Source organism: Mesorhizobium sp. M1A.T.Ca.IN.004.03.1.1 (assembly GCF_003997555.1).
GTDB lineage: Bacteria > Pseudomonadota > Alphaproteobacteria > Rhizobiales > Rhizobiaceae > Mesorhizobium.
On sequence record NZ_RZTV01000002.1, the window covers coordinates 560,470 to 577,443 of the forward strand.

The window sequence follows — 16,974 nt, forward strand, 5'->3', positions numbered from 1 at the left end:
AGGCTCCCAGTGCCCCACAGGCCTTGCCGGAACGCATCGATGCTACATTTGGGCGATAGACGGCTTTCCTACAGCCCCAAAGGTTGCCCAAAAGGTTGCCAGTGCCACGTTCGTTCCGCGTCCTTGCGTTCAGCCTCGCCTGGCTTGGCTCCGTTGGCACGGGGCTTGCCGATCCGCCGAAACCGATGGCGGCGAAACCAAAGCAGATCGTGCTTATCTCCTTCGACAGCGCACGCGAGATCTCGCAATGGAAGCGCAGCCGCGCGCTTGCAAAGCGCACCGGCGCGCATTTCACCTATTTTCTGTCCTGCGTCTTCCTGCTCTCGCCGAAAACGCGCGCCGAGTACGTCGCGCCCGGCAAGGGTGCCGGCAAATCGAATATCGGCTTCGCCGCCTCGGAGCAGGATGTCGCGGACCGGCTGCAACAGATCCGGCTCGCGGCCGCCGAAGGTCACGACATCGGCAGTCATGCCTGCGGACATTTCGACGGCAAGGGCTGGAGCAAGGCCGACTGGCTGGCCGAGTTCTCAGCGTTCCGCCGCGTCCTCGAAAACGCCTATGCGATCAACGGCATTTCGCCCGAGCCCTCTGGCTGGCGTGAATTCGCCCGCCATGCCGTGATCGGTTTTCGCGCGCCGTACCTCTCGACCGGCAAGGCGCTTTACGAAGCGCTGCCCGAGGCCGGCTTCCAATATGACGCAAGCGGTGTCTCGAACGGCCCTGCCCTGCCGGCGATGAAGAACGGCACCACTCGCTTTGCATTGCCGCAGATTCCGGAAGGGCCGAAGTCGAAGCGGGTGGTGGCGATGGACTACAACCTCTATGTTCGCCATTCGGGCGGCTTCGAGAAGCCGTCGATGGCGGGCGTGTTCGCCGACCGCGCCTATCGGGCGTTTCGCGCAGCCTTCGATGCGCAATACAACGGCAAACGACTTCCGCTGGAGCTCGGCTTCCACTTCACGCAGATGAATGCCGGCGCCTACTGGAACGCGCTGGAGCGCTTCGCGGATGAGGTCTGCGTCATGCAGCAGGTCGAGTGCATCAGCTTCGGCGACTATGTGGCGCGGCAGCGCTCTGGCGAAGCACAGGTTGCCGTGGGCGGCTGAGCCGCCCACTTCCAATCTCTTGCCTGGGCGCAATCCCGGACGGAAAAGCGCTCCGCACTTTTCCTGGAATTGCACCGAGTTCAGGCCGGATCCTCCGCGCTCTGCCGAGCGAGATAACGCTGGTCGATGTCCGGCAGCGGCTCGCCCCTAATCGTCGCTTCGAAAGCGCGAAGACGCTTATGAACTGACAAGAGCTCAACGATCGTCGACCAGGAATTGACCAGATACTGAAAGGAGGTGGTTACCTGGCTGAAGGCGGAATTCACCTGATTGATCAGTCCAAGCGTCAGGGCTCCAGCGACCATCGACGGGGCCATCAGGAAAAGAGCGAATATGTTGTTCAATTGGAGATACAGATAGCGGACGACGTTGAAGTACACGTAGTGGAAATAGAGTCGGAAGTAGTTGTGCCGAACATGCCCGAACAATTCGGCAACAGTCGGTGGTTGCGCGCGCGTCGGATCGTCCTCACCGTAAACGAGCTCCTTACGATAGGCGGCTTCGACACGCTGATTTCGGAACTGCAGGCCAGGCAACTTAATGCCCGCAACGGCAATGCATACTGTTCCAAATATCGCCCAAAATATCGCCGCGAAAACAAGCGGTTGCGGAACCTGACCTACGAATGGCAACACAGTGATGTGCTTCGAATACGCTAGCAAGATCGGCATGAAGGCTATCAACGTCATGATGGAATCGATGAAGCTCGTCCCAAGATCCTCCATGATGCGTGAGAAACGCATTGTGTCTTCCTGGACGCGTTGAGACGCTCCCTCGATATCGCGCAATCTGGGCCAATAAGACATGTAGTAGTCGTTCATTGCCGTGCGCCACCGGAAGACCCAGTGACTGACAAAGAAGTTAGTCAGAACGTAAACGGTGACCGCAACAAGAGCGATGCCGAGGAAGGTTATTATCTGAGCATAGACGTCGTGTTCCGTAGCTTTCACGCTTTTGCTGACAATACCTTGAATAAGATCCCAGAACGGACCGTACCAAGCGTTGATGGCCACGCTCACCTGGACTTGAAAGTAGGTCGTGAAGAGGATCAGTGAACTTCCAAGGATGGACCACCGGTCCCAGGGGTGCGGAGAATACCAGTGCCAGAAGGCGTAAAAAAGCAGCACCCCAAGGGTGAAATAAATATAAAACCAAAGAAATGGAGGTGACCAGAACACCGATACGCCGATAATGGGTGGCGCGTCCGCTAGGGCAGGAGGCAGTCCGATTAGGGCGCCAATTTGCTCGCCGCCAAGAAACCAAAAGGCGACCATGACCGCGCTCCAGAGGGCGGCCGAGGTGAAGAAAAGCTTCGGCTGCGGGAAGAAGGATACGAACACTGTGGCGGGTTTCCTCGGTCTGACCGCAAATCAGCGGCGTTGCTGTTCGGCGGGCATAAGGTCACACATTACTGGGAAAGAAAATGCCCGGCCCGGCGCCCGGCACCGAACAAGACCACAAATCATGGCGATTTTGGTGCAGCCGACCAGGCAACGACGCCGGAGACCAGCAGAGCGGCAGCCGCCATGATCGAGGCGAGCACATAATTGCCCGAGGCCTGGGCGAGCAAGCCGGCGGCAATCGGACCGATGATCTGGCCGAGGCCGAAGGCGGCGGTCATCACCGCGAAGATGCGGCGCGGCGCCTGCGGCGCAAGCTGCCTTGCTGCCTGCAGGCCGAACGCGGTGATGGCAATGAACGTGCCGCCGAGCAATATGGCAGCCAGAAGCGGCCCGCTGAAACCTTTGACGACGACGCTGGCGATGACGCCGATCACTTCGACCAGGCAGCTCACGGCATAGGCCGTATAAAGCCCGATCCTGCCGGCGAGCTTTTGCCAGAACCAGGTCGAGGGGAAGCCGGCAAGACCGGCGATCATCCAGACCGAGGCCTCGAAGACACGTCCGCCGCCGTCCTGGCGAACGATGGCGACCAGAAAAGTGGCCGTCACCACATAGCCCAAGCCGAACAGCCCATAGGCAAGGATTATCTTCGTCAGCGATCTATCCTTCGGCAACGCCGGTTCAGGCCCATCGACGCCATTGGCGGGCGTGGCGGAGCCCGCGAGGATCGCGACGAGGAGCAGGCCGACAGCGGAAATTGCTCCCGACCATAGCCAGCCCGCGGGCCAGCCGGCATGGGCCGTGACGAGGATGGCCAGCAGCGCCGAGGACGCCGCAATGCCCAGGCCGACACCGCCGAAATGCAGCGCTTGCAGATCGCCGCGGCCTGCCTTTGCAAGATGGCTGAAGACGATCGACGACATGAAAACCATGACGAAGGCGCTGGCCAGGCCGGCGAGAAAACGAATGGCGAGGAAAGCGGCCATCGTCTCGTTCAGTCCCATCAGAGCCGCGAGCACGGCGCTCGCGGCAAGGCTTGCGAACATCAGCAGACGCTCGCGGCCATGCGCCCAGCCGCCGGCCGCGGCGAGCGCGCCAATGAGATAGCCGAGATAGTTAGCGGAAGCGATCCAGCCGGCGTCTGCCGGCGTCAGGTGCAACTCTTCCATCATGCCGGGCAGGATCGGCGTGTAGACGAAGCGGCCGATGCCCATGGCGACGGCGAGAGCCGTCATGCCGGCGAGGGCAAGGCGCAAGGGAGATGGCGAAGCGGCTTTCATTGCAGCGCAGCATAAATGTGTGCACGTGCGAAACAATGCGATTGCGTTGGGCCAGGCCGGCTTGGCCCGCCTTCAGCGGCAAGCCGTCTCGTACACCGTGCGGCCGGCCGTGAGCCGGAACGGCATATCGCCGAGCTCGCGCTCCGACATGGAGTCCAGCACCGGATGCGACAGAGGATCGACCGTCCAGCGGGCAATCTCGCCGTCGTCCTGCCAAGCCTGTCTTGGCTCAGCGCCGGAAAGCCCCTTCAGCAAAGAGAAAATCTTCATCGACCTGCCTCCAAGCCCGGTTTGCCTCGCTAGAATCCGCTTTTCTTCGGCACGTTTCAATTGAGATTTGAGACCAGCAAGTTTAGAAAAACTGGATGACGATCCTGAACCGTGTCCACCTCAATGGCTTGCGTGCCGTCGAAACCGTTGCCCGCGTTGGATCGCTTGCCGCGGCGGCTGCCGAACTCAATGTTTCGGTCAGCGCCGTCAGCCAGCAGATCAAGCGCACGGAAAAACAGCTGGGGCAGGCGCTGTTCGAGCGGACGTCCGGCGGACTCGTGACGACGGAATTTGGCGTCGTTTTCACGGCCCGGCTGAGCGCCGGCTTCCGCGAGCTTGCGCAAGCGGTGGCGTTGGCCGACGAGGCAACGGAATGCACCCTGGTGGTGTCGGTGGCGCCCGCCTTCGCCTCGAAATGGCTGTTGCCCAGGCTGTCGCGGCATTTTGCCCGCCATCCCAACGTGCTCTTGCGCATAGACGCTTCAGGCAGGCTCGCCGATCTCGACCATTCCGATATCGACATTGCGATTCGGATGGGCGACGGCGCTTGGCCGGGAGTAAACGCGGAACTGCTTTTGGCGCAGGAAGTGTTTCCGGTCTGCGTACCAGCGATCGCGGCCAAGCTGAACTCGATCGAGGACCTGGCGCGGACCTGCGCCATCACCGACGAGCGGGCAATGATCAGCTGGGATAGCTGGTTCAAGGCGGCCGGCGTCGAGCCGGTCACTTTCCAAAAAGGCGCGCGCTTCACCGATCCGATGCTCTGCCTGGAATCTGCAATCGCCGGCCATGGCGTGATGCTCGCCTGGCAATTGCTGACCGCCGATGCGCTGGCCGATGGCTGGCTGGTCGCCCCTTTCGGCGTGCGAGCTGAAAGCGGGCTCGGCTACTGGATGGTGACCTCGGCCACCAAAAGCGAAAGCCGAAAGGTGCGCGACTTCAAGGCCTGGGTCCGCGAGGAGATCGAAGCGACCAAGGCGCAGTTCCGGGCGCTCGACAGCGCCGCCTGAGCTCGTTTGAGCATGATCTTGTCCGAACGCCGCCATGCACTTTTCGCGATCATGCCTGGAGGCCCAGTCGATCGCGGTGGAAAGGCCGGGCGCAGCGGTCTATGTAAGGATCAGACCCCACAATCACGGCAGGCAGGATCATGACCACACATTCGCGCGGCGTCTCGGCAACCATCGACCCGGTGAAGCTCGACAGGCTGGCCGAAGTCGCCGTCAAGGTCGGGCTGCAGCTGCAGCCGGGACAGGACCTGGTGCTGACGTCCTCGATCGCGGCGCTCCCGCTGACCCGGCGCATCGTCGAGCATGCCTATAAGGCCGGCGCCGGGCTGGTGACGCCGATCTTCAACGACGACGAGATCACGCTGGCGCGTTTCCGCTATGGCGCCGACGCCGGCTTCGACCGCGCCGCCGGCTGGCTTTACGAAGGCATGGCGAAAGCCTTCGCCAACAATGCGGCGCGGCTTGCGGTGCGCGGCGAGGATCCGTCTCTGCTGTCGGCGCAGGACCCGGCCAAGGTGGCGCGGGCCAACAAGGCGAATTCGATGGCGTACCAGCCGGCGCTCGAAAAGATCACCGGTTTCGACATCAACTGGAACATCGTGGCATATCCGGATGTTGCCTGGGCTCGCCAAGTGTTCCCGGGCGAGCCCGACGATGTCGCGGTGGTGAGGCTCGCCGACGCGATCTTCTCGGCCTCGCGCGTCGATGTCGAGGATCCGATCGGCAACTGGAAGGCGCACAACGCGGTCTTGGCCGAGCGCACGAAATGGCTGAACGAGCACAATTTCCACGCGCTGCATTTCACCGGACCGGGCACCGACCTCACCGTCGGCCTGGCGGAAGGTCATGAATGGATGGGCGGCGCTTCGACGGCGAAGAACGGCATCACCTGCAATCCGAACATCCCGACCGAGGAAGTCTTCACCACGCCGCATGCGAGGCGCGTCGAAGGCCATGTCTCCTCGACCAAGCCGCTCTCCTACCAGGGCACGCTGATCGACGAGATCTCGGTGCGCTTCGAGGGCGGTCGGATCGTCGAGGCCAAGGCCTCGAAGGGCGAGGACGTTCTGAAGAAGGTGCTGGACACCGACGAGGGCGCGCGCCGGCTCGGCGAAGTGGCGCTGGTGCCGCATTCCTCGCCGATCTCGAAGAGCGGCCTGCTGTTCTTCAACACGCTGTTCGACGAGAACGCCGCCTGCCACATCGCGCTCGGACAGTGCTATTCGAAGTGCTTCGTCAACGGCGCCTCGCTCAGCCAGGACGAGATAGCCGAGCGCGGCGGCAACAAGAGTTTCATCCACATCGACTGGATGATCGGCTCGGACAAGATCGACATCGACGGCGTCGGCAAGGACGGCAGCCGCGTGCCGGTGATGCGCAAGGGCGAGTGGGCCTGAGAGACCCGACGCGGAGACAGCCTTGGACGTGGCGGTAAAGCGCGTCTACGAAGCGCCGGAGAGGAGCGATGGCCAGCGGGTGCTTGTCGACCGCGTCTGGCCGCGCGGCGTCTCCAAGAAGGACGCCGCGCTGGACCTTTGGCTGAAGAAGATCGCGCCGAGCACCGAACTGCGCAAATGGTTCGGGCATGATCTCGAACGATGGCCGGAGTTCCAGAAGCGGTACTGCGCCGAGCTGGACGGCAACGAGGAGGCTGTGGCGCAGCTGCGAGAACTGCTGCGCCACGCAAGGTGACGCTGCTCTTCGGCGCGCATGACGAGGCGCATAACAATGCGGTGGCGTTGATGGGGTATTTGCGGAGGGAGTAACCTCTCTCTCGTCGTCATCCTCGGGCTTGACCCGAGGATCCATGCCGTGACTGTCACCGAAGGACGCAACGGAGCAGAACTCTTAAACCGCCACAACGCTTTAGCGTCGCGGCATGGAATCCTAGGGTCTGCGCGCGTCGCTTCGCTCGTTGCTCGCCCTAGGATGACGAGGGATAGTGTGCCGCGCCTGCCGAATCCTACTTCACCGCCTCTTCATAAACATCCGGCTTGAAACCAACCAAGATGCGGCCACCCACCTCCAGCACGGGCCGCTTGATGATAGTGGGCTTGGCGAGCATCAGCTTCTTCGCTTTCTTCTCGTCGAGCGCTTCCTTATCCTTCTCCGGCAGTTCGCGAAAAGTCGTGCTGCCCTTGTTGAGCAGTCTCTCCCAGCCGACCTTATCGACCCAGCCATTCAGCCTTTCCGCCTCGATCCCTTCGGCGCGATAGTCATGGAAGCGGTAGGGAAGGTCGCGGCTCTCCAGCCAGACGCGCGCCTTCTTGATCGTGTCGCAGGTGGTGATGCCGTACATGGTGATCGTCAATTCGGACCTCGGGCGGATGGATTGCGAATCTGGCCGAATCCTAGGCTTGCCTTGCCCGCTTTGCCAGCGTGACTACGTGAAGACGATTTGGCGCTCTCCATGGCGGCCGGAATATCATCTTGGCCGCCATGTCTGATTTCAGATCCTGCAACGAAGATTCGGAATGCCAGACGCCGATCGGCTTCAATAGTAGAAGCGCTCTTCGCTGATCTTGCCGTTCTTGACCGTATAGAGGCCAACCTCATCCATTTTGACGCGTTCGCCGGTAGATTTGGGCGTCACGTCAAAGGTGAAGCGCAAGGCGAACTGGTCGCCATTGACGTAGGGGCCCTCGATCGAGCCGCCGTGAACCTCATGGTTCGCTTCCCACCATTCGCCCTTCTGCTTTACGGCGTCCCTGCCGCTGCAAACGGCCATGGGCCCTTCCATCGCCTCGTAGCTGACGATGTTATCGGCATTGTATTTCGCGGCAGCGCCGCGGCTGTCGCCCTGCTTGAGGAGTTCGGTGAAATGCTTGGCGACTTCGGCAGTGGTCATGATTTCCTCCCGGTTTGGACAGACCCGAGATAGGGAGCTCCCTCGTGACCTGCCATCGCCGAAGCGTCGGTAGCTGACAAATCGTGTCAGGATCGAATGCCGGTCTGCTAACAGCAGCCGCGCTGGATCGCCAGCCGGCGCACCAGCGCCAGCACGGTGTCGATGGCGGGCGTCGGCTGGCCGGTCAGGCGGCCAAGCTCCTGCACTGCCGTTACCAGCGCGTCGACCTCCATCGGGCGGCCGCGTTCGAGGTCCTGCAACATCGAGGTCTTGTGCCCGCCGACGTCGCCGGCCCCCTTGATGCGCCGGTCGACGGGGATCAGGAAGCGCACGCCGAGGCGCTCGCCAATCGCCTGCGCCTCCAGCATCATGGCGCGGGCGACGGCCCGCGTGCCTTCATCGGCGACGATCGCCGCAAGCGTGCTGCCGGTCAGCGCCGAGATCGGGTTGAACGAAAGATTGCCCCAAAGCTTCACCCAGATTTCCGAACGTATGTCCTCGCGGACCGGCGCCTGCAGCCCGGCCTTGACCATCTCGCGCGCCAGCACACTCACCCGCTCGCTCTTTTCGCCCGAAGGCTCGCCGAGCGAAAAGCGCGTGCCCTCGACATGGCGGATCCGCCCGGGCGCATCGACCTCGACGGCCGGATAGACGACCGAGCCGATGACGCGGCCGGGCCCGATGGTCTCCCAGATCCTTCCGCCGGAATCGACCGCATCAAGCCGCGTGCCTTCGAGCGCGCCGCCGGCCTTGTAGAAGTACCACCAGGGCACGCCGTTCTGCATGGTGACGACGGCTGTCCCCTCGCCCAGCAGCGGTGTAATCTCGCCCAGCGCCGGCGCCAGAGAATGCGCTTTCAGCGCCAGCACCACGTAATCCTGAATACCGAGTTCTTCGGCCGTGGCCGCTGCTCTCACCCGGGCGATCGTCTCCTTGCCGTCCTCGATCAGGCGTAGGCCATCGGCCTCGATCGCTTCGAGATGCGCGCCGCGCGCGACGATCGACAGATCGACGCGGCCGGCAATCGCCAGCTTGGCGGCGAGATAGCCGCCGATGGCGCCGGCGCCGAAGACTGTAATGCGCATCAGCTCAAACCGAATTTTGCCGCGAGGCCTATGCGCTGCAATTTGCCGGTGGCGCCCTTCGGGATCTCGTCCAGGATCACCACCTTGCGCGGCACCTTGAAATCGGCGAGCCGAGTCGCGGCAAAGCCGCGAATGTCGGCCTCGCTGGCGCTCTGGCCTTCCCGCAGCACGACAGCGGCAGCCACTTCCTCGCCGAGCTTGTCATGCGGCATGGCGAAGGTGACGACCTGCGCCACCGCCGGATGATCCATCAGCACGCCATCGACCTCGAGCGGAGAGATCTTTTCGCCGCCGCGATTGATGATCTCCTTCAGCCGGCCGGTAACGCGCAGATAATTGTCCTCGTCCAGCACGCCCTGGTCGCCGGTGTGGAACCAGCCATGCGCGAAGGCGCTGGCGTTGGCGTCCGGATTCTTCTCGTAGCCGGCGGTGACGTTCGGGCCGCGAATGACGATCTCGCCGATCTCGCCGGGCTCGAGCAGCCTTCCATCCGGCGCCATGACGGCCACTTCCGGTCCGGCCGAGGCGCCGACGCTGCCCGGCTTGCGCAGTCCGGGTGGCAGCCGGTTGGACGCCATCTGGTGCGCAGCCTCGGTCATGCCGTAGGCCTCGATCACCGGACAGCCGAAAGTCGCCTCCAGCTCTGCCATGACCTGCGCCGGGAGTGAGGCCGACGACGAGCGGATGAAACGCAGCTTCGCTTCGGCCAGTTGCCCGGGATTGCGCGCGGCGCGCGGCAGGATCGCCTGATGCATCGTCGGCACCGCCGTATACCAGGTTGGCTTCGCTTCGGAGAGCCATTGGAAAAAGCGCAGCGCGTTGAAGCCCGGCGTGCAGAAGACGCTGGCGCCGGCGGCGAGCGAGGACAGCACCGCCGCGATCAGCCCGTGGATGTGAAACAGCGGCATGATGTTGAGGCAGCGGTCGGCCGAGCCCAGGCCCAGCGTGGCGCCGATATGCGCGGCCGAGGCGGCGAGGTTGGCGTGGCTGAGCGGCACCAGCTTCGGCCGCGATGTAGTGCCGGAGGTATGCAGAAGGAGAGCGGTGTCGCTGTCTTCGGCCAAGCCGGAGGCAACCGGCGGCCCGACCGGGCCGCCCTCAATGGTGAAGATGCCGGCCGGCGCGCCTTCAGGCACCGCCAGCCGCAGCACCGCAATGCCGAGGCGTTCGGCAACTTCGACCGGGGGTCCTTGCTCGTCCTTGCCGACAAGGATCGCCTTGACGCCGATGTCCCTCAGATAGAAATCGAGCTCGTCGGCCCGGTAGGCTGGATTGAGCGGCGCTGTGGACGCGGCTGCGGCGACCGCGATGAAGGCCGTTGCCATCTCCGGGCCGTTCGGCAGCACGATGGCAACGCGGTCGCCACGGCCGATGCCGAGCGTGTTGAGCCGGCTCACGGTCTCTTGGATCAGACGGCGCAGCCCCCCATGCGAGAGGACTGTCCGGTCGGGCGCGGCGATGGCTGGCGCATCTTCGGCGCCGGGCGCGAGGCGATGAGCAAGATCAAAGGGTTTTTCGCTTGTTGTCATGGTTCCAGACTATGTTTCGAACGATCGGCCGATGTCCAGCAAAGGGCTGCTCAGTATCCGAGCGCCAAGCCGTCCTTGCGCGGATCGGAGGCGCCGGTCAGCGTGCCTTTTTCCCAATCGATGAGCACCGCCTGCCCGCCGCCGAGCGGATGGTCTGGCTCGACAACACGATGGCCGCGGCGGCGCAGGCCTTCGACCGTATCGGGACGCACGCTTCGCTCGGCTTCCACGACGTCGTGATTGTAAAAGACGCGCGGCGCATCCAAGGCCTGCTGCGGATCCATGCCGAAGTCGATCATGTTGGTCAAAAGATGGACATGGCCGAAGGGCTGATAGCCGCCGCCCATGACGCCGAAGGGCATCACGGCACGGCCGTCCCTCACCATCATGCCCGGCATGATCGTGTGCATCGGCCGCTTGCCCGGCGCTATTGCGTTCGGATGCTTCGGATCGAGCCGGAACGAAGTGCCGCGGTTCTGCAGCACGACGCCGGTCTTCGGACCGACGACGCCGCTGCCGAAGGAATAATAGGTCGAGTTGATGAAGCTCACCGCGTTCCGGTCGCGGTCGACGACGGTGATGTAGACCGTGTCGCTGCCCGGCAAATCGACGCGCGGCAAATGCGTCATGGCGCGTTCCCGGTCGATCTCGGCGCGCAGCCGGTCGGCATAGGCGATGGAGAGGAGTTCCTTCACCGGCACCGCAACGTGATCCTGATCCGCGAGCAGGTTGTCGCGGTCGCGATAGGCCAGCCGGCCGGCCTCGATCTCCAGATGCAGGCGCTCTGCGCCATTCGGTTCAAGCGCGCCGAGATCGAAGCCTGAGAGCACGTTCAGCATCAATAGCGCGGTCAGGCCCTGATTGTTCGGCGGCATCTGGTGGATGTCATGACCGCGATAGGAGGTGCTGACCGGCGTCTTGTAGTCGCCCTTCGTCGCGGCGAAATCGTCCAGCGTATGAAGGCCGCCGAGTTGGCGAAGCCGACCGACGATGTCTTCCGCAACAGCGCCTTCGTAGAAACCGGCGCGGCCGCGCTTAGCGATGATGCGCAGCGTTTCCGCCAGTTCCGGCTGGCGATGCACATCACCGGGCTTTGGCGGCTTGCCGCCCGGGAGGAAAATGCGCGCCGCCACTTCGTCGGCCGACAGGTCGGTTTCCGGATCCTCCCAGTCGAAGGCGACGCGGTCGTGTACGACGTAGCCTTGTTCGGCGTAATGGATGGCGGGAGCGAGCGCTTCGGCTATGCCCTTTCGGCCATGGTCTTCCAACAGCCGACACCAGGCGTCGACGGCGCCGGGAATGGTGACCGCGTGCGCGCCCTGCTTCGGCAGCTCGCTGAAACCTCTCTCCAGATACCAGTCGACCGTAGCGGCCTGGGGCGCGCGGCCGGAGCCGTTGAAGGCGATCACATTGCCTTCTCCCTTCGGGCAGTAGAGCACGAAGCAGTCGCCGCCGATGCCGGTGGACTGCGGCTCGACAACCGCCTGCACGGCCGCGGCGCAGACAGCCGCATCCATGGCGTTGCCGCCGGACCGCAACATGTCGATGGCGGCAAGTGTGGCGAGCGGATGCGAGGTCGCGGCCATGGCTTCGGTGGCGCGGACCGGCGAGCGGCCTGGAAACTGGAAATCACGCATTCTGTTCGAGGTATCCCTGTATTCTCAACGTCCGCGGCCGAAAAGCTGGGCGGCGGACAACAAGACGATCGACAGCACGATCAGGCAAGTCGAAATGGCGGCAATCGTCGGATCGATCTGGTCGCGCAATGCATTGAACATGCGGCGCGTCAGCGTCGTGGTCTCACCGCCCGAGATGAAGAGCGACACCACCACCTCGTCGAAGGAGGTGATGAAGGCAAAGAGCGCGCCCGAGACGATCGAGAGGCGCAACTGCGGCATGGTCACCTGGAGAAAGGCCGCGAAGCGGCCGGCGCCAAGGCTGCGCGCCACCATCTCCTGGTTCATGTCGTAAGAGCGCAACCCCGACAGGACGGTGAGCACGACCAGCGGCAACGCTTGGACGGTGTGGGCGATGACGAGGCCGATCAGCGTGTTGTTGAGACCGATGCGGGCATAGAGGAAGAAAGTGCCGATGCCGATCAGGATGACCGGAATGATCAGCGACGCCGTGAGCAGCGCATTGATGGCGCCGGTCAGCCTGAGCGTGCCGGCGTTGATGGCATAGGCAGCGGCGGTGCCGAGCGGCGTCGCCACGATCGCCGTCATCACCGCCACCTTCACCGAGACGATGGTGGCGTCGCGCCATTCGACGGAACCGAAATAGCTCTCATACCAGCGGATCGACCATTGCTCGGGCGGGAACTGCAGCAGCGTCGAGCCGGAGAAGGACATGATGACGATAATCACCGAGGGCGCGATCAAAAACAGCATGACGAGCCCGCCGAGCAGATAGAGCCAGAGGCGTTGCCAATGCGTTATAGGCAGGCTGCTTTCCGCGCTCATCGCTGGCTCCAAACGCCGGTGGCGCGCGCGCCGAGCAGCCACTGGAACAAGCCGAGCAGCGCCAGCGTGACGGCAAGCAGCACGACGCCGAGCGCAGCACCCGCGCCCCAGTTCGAGTAGAGGCTGGTCGCCTGCTCCATGCGCATCGCCCACATGATGACCTTGCCGCCGCCCATCAGCGCCGGCGTGACGAAAAAGCCGAGGCAAAGCACGAAGACGATGACAACGCCAGAGGCGAGGCCCGGCAGCGACAGCGGGAAAAAGATCTGCCGGAAGGTGGCGGCGGGGCTGGCGCCGAGATTCATGCCGGCGCGCAGGCAGTCGACATCGATCGTCTTCATCGAAGCATATAGCGGCAGCACCAGGAAAGGCAGCATGATGTGGGTCATGCCGATGACGACGCCGGCGAAGTTGTTGGCGAGCGGCAGCGGCTGGGCGATCACGCCGAGATCGATCAGCCAATTGTTGATCAGCCCCTTGCGCTGCAGGATGACCAGCCAGGCATAGGTGCGCACCAGCACCGAGGTCCAGAACGGCAGGATGACGAAGATCAGGCAGATCGAGGCGGTGCGGCGCGGCAGTTGCGACAGCATATAGGCCAGCGGGTAGCCGAACAGCACGCAGGCGCCGGTGACAACAAAGGCAACCTTGAAGGTGGTCGCGAAGGTCTTGATGTAGGACGCCTGCTCGAAGAAGCGCGCGTAATTGGCGAGGCTGAGCTGGCCGCTCTCGTCGAACAACGACAACCAGAACAGCCAGCCGATCGGTACGATGATGACGGCGAATACCAGGAGCAGCCCGGGCGACAGCAGCGCCAGAAGCCCCAGCGCCTGGCGCCTGGCATCCGAGCGCAATGCCCAGGCGTTGAGTTCCCCGTCCTGCCCGACGGCGTGACCAAGACTGGCGGACCCGACGCTCATTGATCCGACACCAGCACGACGTCCTGGGCATCAATGCCCAGCGCGATCGGCTCGCCCGGCGCCGGCAGCTTCGCCAGCACGTCGCTGCGACAATAGTCGCGCAGCGTCACCTGGCGGCCGTCGCGAAGCGTCGCGTAGCAGATGAAGCTGTCGCCCTGATAGATGACATCGCCGACCGTTGCCGGCAGCGCGTTGACGGGACGTGCCTGATCCGCGTCGGCGAGCAGCCGCAATTTCTCCGGCCGCACCACCATCAAGTGCCGACCGGCGGAGGGCGCCGGGTCATTCATGCGCAGCTTCCGATCCTCATACCAGACGCTGCCGTTGCGGCATTCGACCGGGATGAAATTGGATTCGCCGATGAAGCCGGCGACGAACTTCGTCTTAGGCCGGGCGTAGAGCACCTCGGGCTGGTCGATCTGCTCGATGCGTCCGGCATTCATGACCGCGATGCGATCGGACATGGTGATCGCCTCGCGCTGGTCATGCGTGACGTAGACCGTCGTCATGCCGAGCCGCCTATGCAGGTTGCGCAGTTCGATCTGCATGTGCTCGCGTAAGCCTTTGTCGAGCGCCGACAGCGGCTCGTCCATCAGCACGATGCGCGGCTCGAAGACGATGGCGCGGGCCAAAGCCACGCGCTGGCGCTGGCCGCCGGAAAGCTGGTCGACGCGGCGCTCGCCGAGACCTTTCAGTTGCACCAGGTCCAGCGCCCGCTCGACACGCTCGGCCGTTTCCGCCGCCGATACGCGCCGCTGCTTCAGCGGAAAGGCAATGTTGTGGAAGACGTTCATGTGGGGAAATAGCGCATAGTTCTGGAACACCATGCCGATGTTGCGCTTGTGTGGCGGCATGGTGATGATCTCCTCGCCGCCGACCTTGATCGAGCCGGCATTGGCTCGCACGAATCCGGCCAGGATCATCAGCAGCGTGGTCTTTCCCGACCCCGACGGACCGAGCAGCGTCAGGAATTCACCGGCCGCGACATCGAGGCTGAGATCGCTCAGGATAGAGAGCGCCCCGAAGCGCTTCTCGATACCGTGTATGCCGATGGGGAGCGCTGACGGCGCAAGAAACAAGAGCATCTCCTTCAACTCCGGATCATTGATAGCGGGGGAGCAGCGCCTCGGCGCGCCGCTCCGCCCCGCAGTCGTTATTGCTGGATCAGGTTGTTGAACTTCTCGGTCGCCTCGACGAGGTTGTCGCGCCAGAACTCGGGATCCTGAAGCACCTGCTTCTTGACGTTATCGGGCGCGGAGTTGATGTCTTTGATGCGCTCCTGCGGGATCTTGCCGGTCTCGAAGGCCCTCTCGTTGGCCGGGCCGTTGTCGACATAGAGCGGCAGATTGGCCTGGAGGTCGGGGCTGACGAACTTGGCCAGCGCTTTCATCGCGAGGTCCTTGTTCTTCGAGCCCTTCGGGATGACCACGCAGTCGGCGGTAAGCACACCCTGGTCGAAGGAGAAGCTGACAGGTGCGCCTTCCTTCCTCAGGGTGCCGGCGCGGCCGTTCCAGATGCTCGCCATATCGACCTCACCGTCCTTGACGAGTTGCATGGCCTGCGCGCCCGAGGTCCACCAAGCGTCGATGTGACCCTTGACCTTGTCGACGGATTGCAGCGCGCCGTCGATGTCGACCGGATAGACCTTGTCGATCGGAGTGCCTTTGGCGAGCGCCGCGACGCTCAGTGTCTCCGTCGCCTGGCTGCCGGAGAGCGCCCGCCGGCCCGGGAACTTTTCCACGTCCCAGAAATCGGCCCAGGTCTTCGGTCCCTTGTCGCCGAAAACATCGGTCCGGTAGATCAGCACGACGGACGTGTAGGAGATGCCAACCCAGTCGTCATGGACGAGCCTCGGGTTGATGCCGCTCTTGTCGATGACGTTGTAGTCGAGCTTTTCGAACAGGCCCTCCTTGGAACCGCGCGCGCATTCGTCGGCGCCAAGCTCGGTGATGTCCCATTTCACCGCATTGCCGGTGACCTGCAGGCGCACGTCGTCCAGGCCGTTGGTGGTGTCCTGCTTGATGGTGATGCCGAGCTCCTTGGCCGTCGGATCGAAGAAGGCCTTGGTCTGTGCCTCCTGATAGGTGCCGCCCCATGAGGCGACGGTAATGGTGTCGGCGGCCGAGGCCGGAACGGCGGCCGAGGCCAGCAGGCCGGCTACGGCCAGACCGTGAATGCAAAGTCTCTTCGTCATTTTCGCTTCTCCAACCGGTGTTCCCATTATCGTTGATTTGGTATGCGAATTTGTATACAATTTTGAGTGTAATTCTCCGGAAGCCGATGTCAACATGTGCCGAGCGTTTTTTGGGCGATGAGTTGAGGCTTCTGGTCGGGAGCGTTTGATACGGCCCTGTTTCAAGCAGGAGCCAAAAGGCACTAGACTGCGAATCCGTGACTGACCGTTGGAGGCGGGACGCTTGAGCAAGGAGAGAAAGAACACGCTGCGCGATTCGGTGTTCGAGAAGCTGAAGGCGTTGATCATCACCGGCCAGATCCCGCCAGGCGGCCGCGTGACCGAGAACGAGATCGCCGAGCGCCTGAAGGTGAGCCGCACGCCGGTGCGCGAAGCCTTCAACCGTCTCGAGCGCGACGGCCTGGTGATCGGACGTCCGCGCCAGGGCTATATTGTTGCCGAGTTCAACCTGACCATGTTCCGCGAGGCCTTCGACATTCGCGAGCTGCTCGACGGGCGCGCGACCGAGCTGGCAGCGGCGAACGCGACCGCCGCCGACAAGGCGCGGCTGCGCGACATGCTCGCCGAATGCGAACGGCTGGCGGCAATCCCCGACCGCAGCACACGAGAGAAATTTGAGGAGCTGCAGGTCGGCATCGATCTGCACCGGGTGATCGCCGAGATCAGCGGCAACGAGATGCTGCACGGCATGCTTTGCGGCATCCTCGACAAATGCCAGCAATATGTGTGGACCGAGCTTCTGTGGCTGGACGAGTGGAAGCTCACCCGCGAGGAGCATACGGGCATCGTCGACGCGATCTGCGCCGGTGATGTCGCTTTGGCCGGCGAGCGCGCTCGCGCGCATGTGCGCGGCTCGCGCGAGAACATCCTGCGCCTGCTGCAGGCCAAGTCCGATTATCAGGGCTTTTTCGCCAAGGCTTCGTGAGG

Annotated in this window: 16 protein-coding genes and 1 pseudogene; 5 read left to right on the top strand and 12 right to left on the bottom strand. The window is 63.3% G+C overall.

Features of this window, described 5'->3' with window-relative positions; all coding sequences use genetic code 11:
- Window positions 1–101 precede the first annotated feature (101 nt).
- Window positions 102–1,106, top strand: coding sequence for a polysaccharide deacetylase family protein (locus EOD29_RS08655; protein WP_127246445.1), 1,005 nt, complete (start codon window positions 102–104; stop codon window positions 1,104–1,106).
- An 80-nt stretch (window positions 1,107–1,186) separates the two neighbouring features.
- Here the strand turns inward: EOD29_RS08655 and sbmA are convergent, their stop codons facing one another.
- From sbmA to EOD29_RS08670, 3 genes are all read right to left on the bottom strand, one after another.
- A complete protein-coding gene (gene sbmA, locus EOD29_RS08660) occupies window positions 1,187–2,446 on the bottom strand; it encodes a peptide antibiotic transporter SbmA (protein ID WP_127246446.1) in 1,260 nt (419 codons plus the stop codon).
- Between the two features lie 122 nt (window positions 2,447–2,568).
- Window positions 2,569–3,729 (bottom strand): YbfB/YjiJ family MFS transporter, encoded by a 1,161-nt coding sequence (locus tag EOD29_RS08665; RefSeq protein WP_127246447.1) that lies wholly within the window; start codon window positions 3,727–3,729, stop codon window positions 2,569–2,571.
- 72 nt (window positions 3,730–3,801) lie between these two features.
- Window positions 3,802–3,999 (bottom strand): hypothetical protein, encoded by a 198-nt coding sequence (locus EOD29_RS08670; protein WP_095800927.1) that lies wholly within the window; start codon window positions 3,997–3,999, stop codon window positions 3,802–3,804.
- A 95-nt stretch (window positions 4,000–4,094) separates the two neighbouring features.
- Between EOD29_RS08670 and EOD29_RS08675 the strand changes: the two genes are divergently transcribed.
- From EOD29_RS08675 to EOD29_RS08685, 3 genes and pseudogenes are all read left to right on the top strand, one after another.
- Entirely contained in the window at window positions 4,095–5,009 is a 915-nt protein-coding gene (locus EOD29_RS08675; RefSeq protein ID WP_127246448.1) for a LysR substrate-binding domain-containing protein, read from the top strand.
- A 140-nt stretch (window positions 5,010–5,149) separates the two neighbouring features.
- Window positions 5,150–6,406, top strand: coding sequence for an aminopeptidase (locus tag EOD29_RS08680; RefSeq protein ID WP_127241465.1), 1,257 nt, complete (start codon window positions 5,150–5,152; stop codon window positions 6,404–6,406).
- A 22-nt stretch (window positions 6,407–6,428) separates the two neighbouring features.
- Window positions 6,429–6,775, top strand: a pseudogene (locus EOD29_RS08685) (DUF488 domain-containing protein).
- 197 nt (window positions 6,776–6,972) lie between these two features.
- On the opposite strand, the gene EOD29_RS08690 reads toward EOD29_RS08685, so the two are convergent.
- From EOD29_RS08690 to EOD29_RS08730, 9 genes are all read right to left on the bottom strand, one after another.
- Window positions 6,973–7,320: an ArsC family reductase gene (locus EOD29_RS08690; RefSeq protein WP_082954003.1), complete on the bottom strand. Its 348-nt coding sequence runs from the start codon at window positions 7,318–7,320 to the stop codon at window positions 6,973–6,975.
- A gap of 183 nt (window positions 7,321–7,503) precedes the next feature.
- Window positions 7,504–7,857, bottom strand: a complete 354-nt coding sequence (locus EOD29_RS08695; protein ID WP_127246449.1) for a nuclear transport factor 2 family protein — start codon at window positions 7,855–7,857, stop codon at window positions 7,504–7,506.
- 107 nt (window positions 7,858–7,964) lie between these two features.
- A complete protein-coding gene (locus EOD29_RS08700) occupies window positions 7,965–8,942 on the bottom strand; it encodes a 2-dehydropantoate 2-reductase (RefSeq protein ID WP_127246450.1) in 978 nt (325 codons plus the stop codon).
- Window positions 8,942–10,471: an acyl--CoA ligase gene (locus EOD29_RS08705; RefSeq protein WP_127246451.1), complete on the bottom strand. Its 1,530-nt coding sequence runs from the start codon at window positions 10,469–10,471 to the stop codon at window positions 8,942–8,944. The genes EOD29_RS08700 and EOD29_RS08705 overlap by 1 nt, the downstream gene beginning before the upstream one ends.
- Window positions 10,472–10,521: 50 nt before the next feature.
- Window positions 10,522–12,108: a gamma-glutamyltransferase gene (gene ggt, locus EOD29_RS08710; RefSeq protein ID WP_127241852.1), complete on the bottom strand. Its 1,587-nt coding sequence runs from the start codon at window positions 12,106–12,108 to the stop codon at window positions 10,522–10,524.
- Window positions 12,109–12,132: 24 nt separating this feature from the next.
- Window positions 12,133–12,933, bottom strand: coding sequence for an ABC transporter permease (locus EOD29_RS08715; protein WP_127246452.1), 801 nt, complete (start codon window positions 12,931–12,933; stop codon window positions 12,133–12,135).
- Window positions 12,930–13,853, bottom strand: coding sequence for an ABC transporter permease (locus tag EOD29_RS08720; protein WP_127246453.1), 924 nt, complete (start codon window positions 13,851–13,853; stop codon window positions 12,930–12,932). The genes EOD29_RS08715 and EOD29_RS08720 overlap by 4 nt, the downstream gene beginning before the upstream one ends.
- A complete protein-coding gene (locus EOD29_RS08725) occupies window positions 13,850–14,932 on the bottom strand; it encodes an ABC transporter ATP-binding protein (RefSeq protein WP_127246627.1) in 1,083 nt (360 codons plus the stop codon). The genes EOD29_RS08720 and EOD29_RS08725 overlap by 4 nt, the downstream gene beginning before the upstream one ends.
- Window positions 14,933–15,006: 74 nt before the next feature.
- Complete coding sequence (locus tag EOD29_RS08730) at window positions 15,007–16,047, bottom strand: ABC transporter substrate-binding protein (protein ID WP_127246454.1); 1,041 nt, start codon at window positions 16,045–16,047, stop codon at window positions 15,007–15,009.
- A gap of 223 nt (window positions 16,048–16,270) precedes the next feature.
- On the opposite strand from EOD29_RS08730, the gene EOD29_RS08735 reads away from it, so the two are divergent.
- The gene (locus EOD29_RS08735; protein ID WP_066988885.1) at window positions 16,271–16,972 is read left to right on the top strand and encodes a GntR family transcriptional regulator; all 702 of its coding nucleotides are present in this window, start codon (window positions 16,271–16,273) and stop codon (window positions 16,970–16,972) included.
- Window positions 16,973–16,974: the final 2 nt, after the last annotated feature.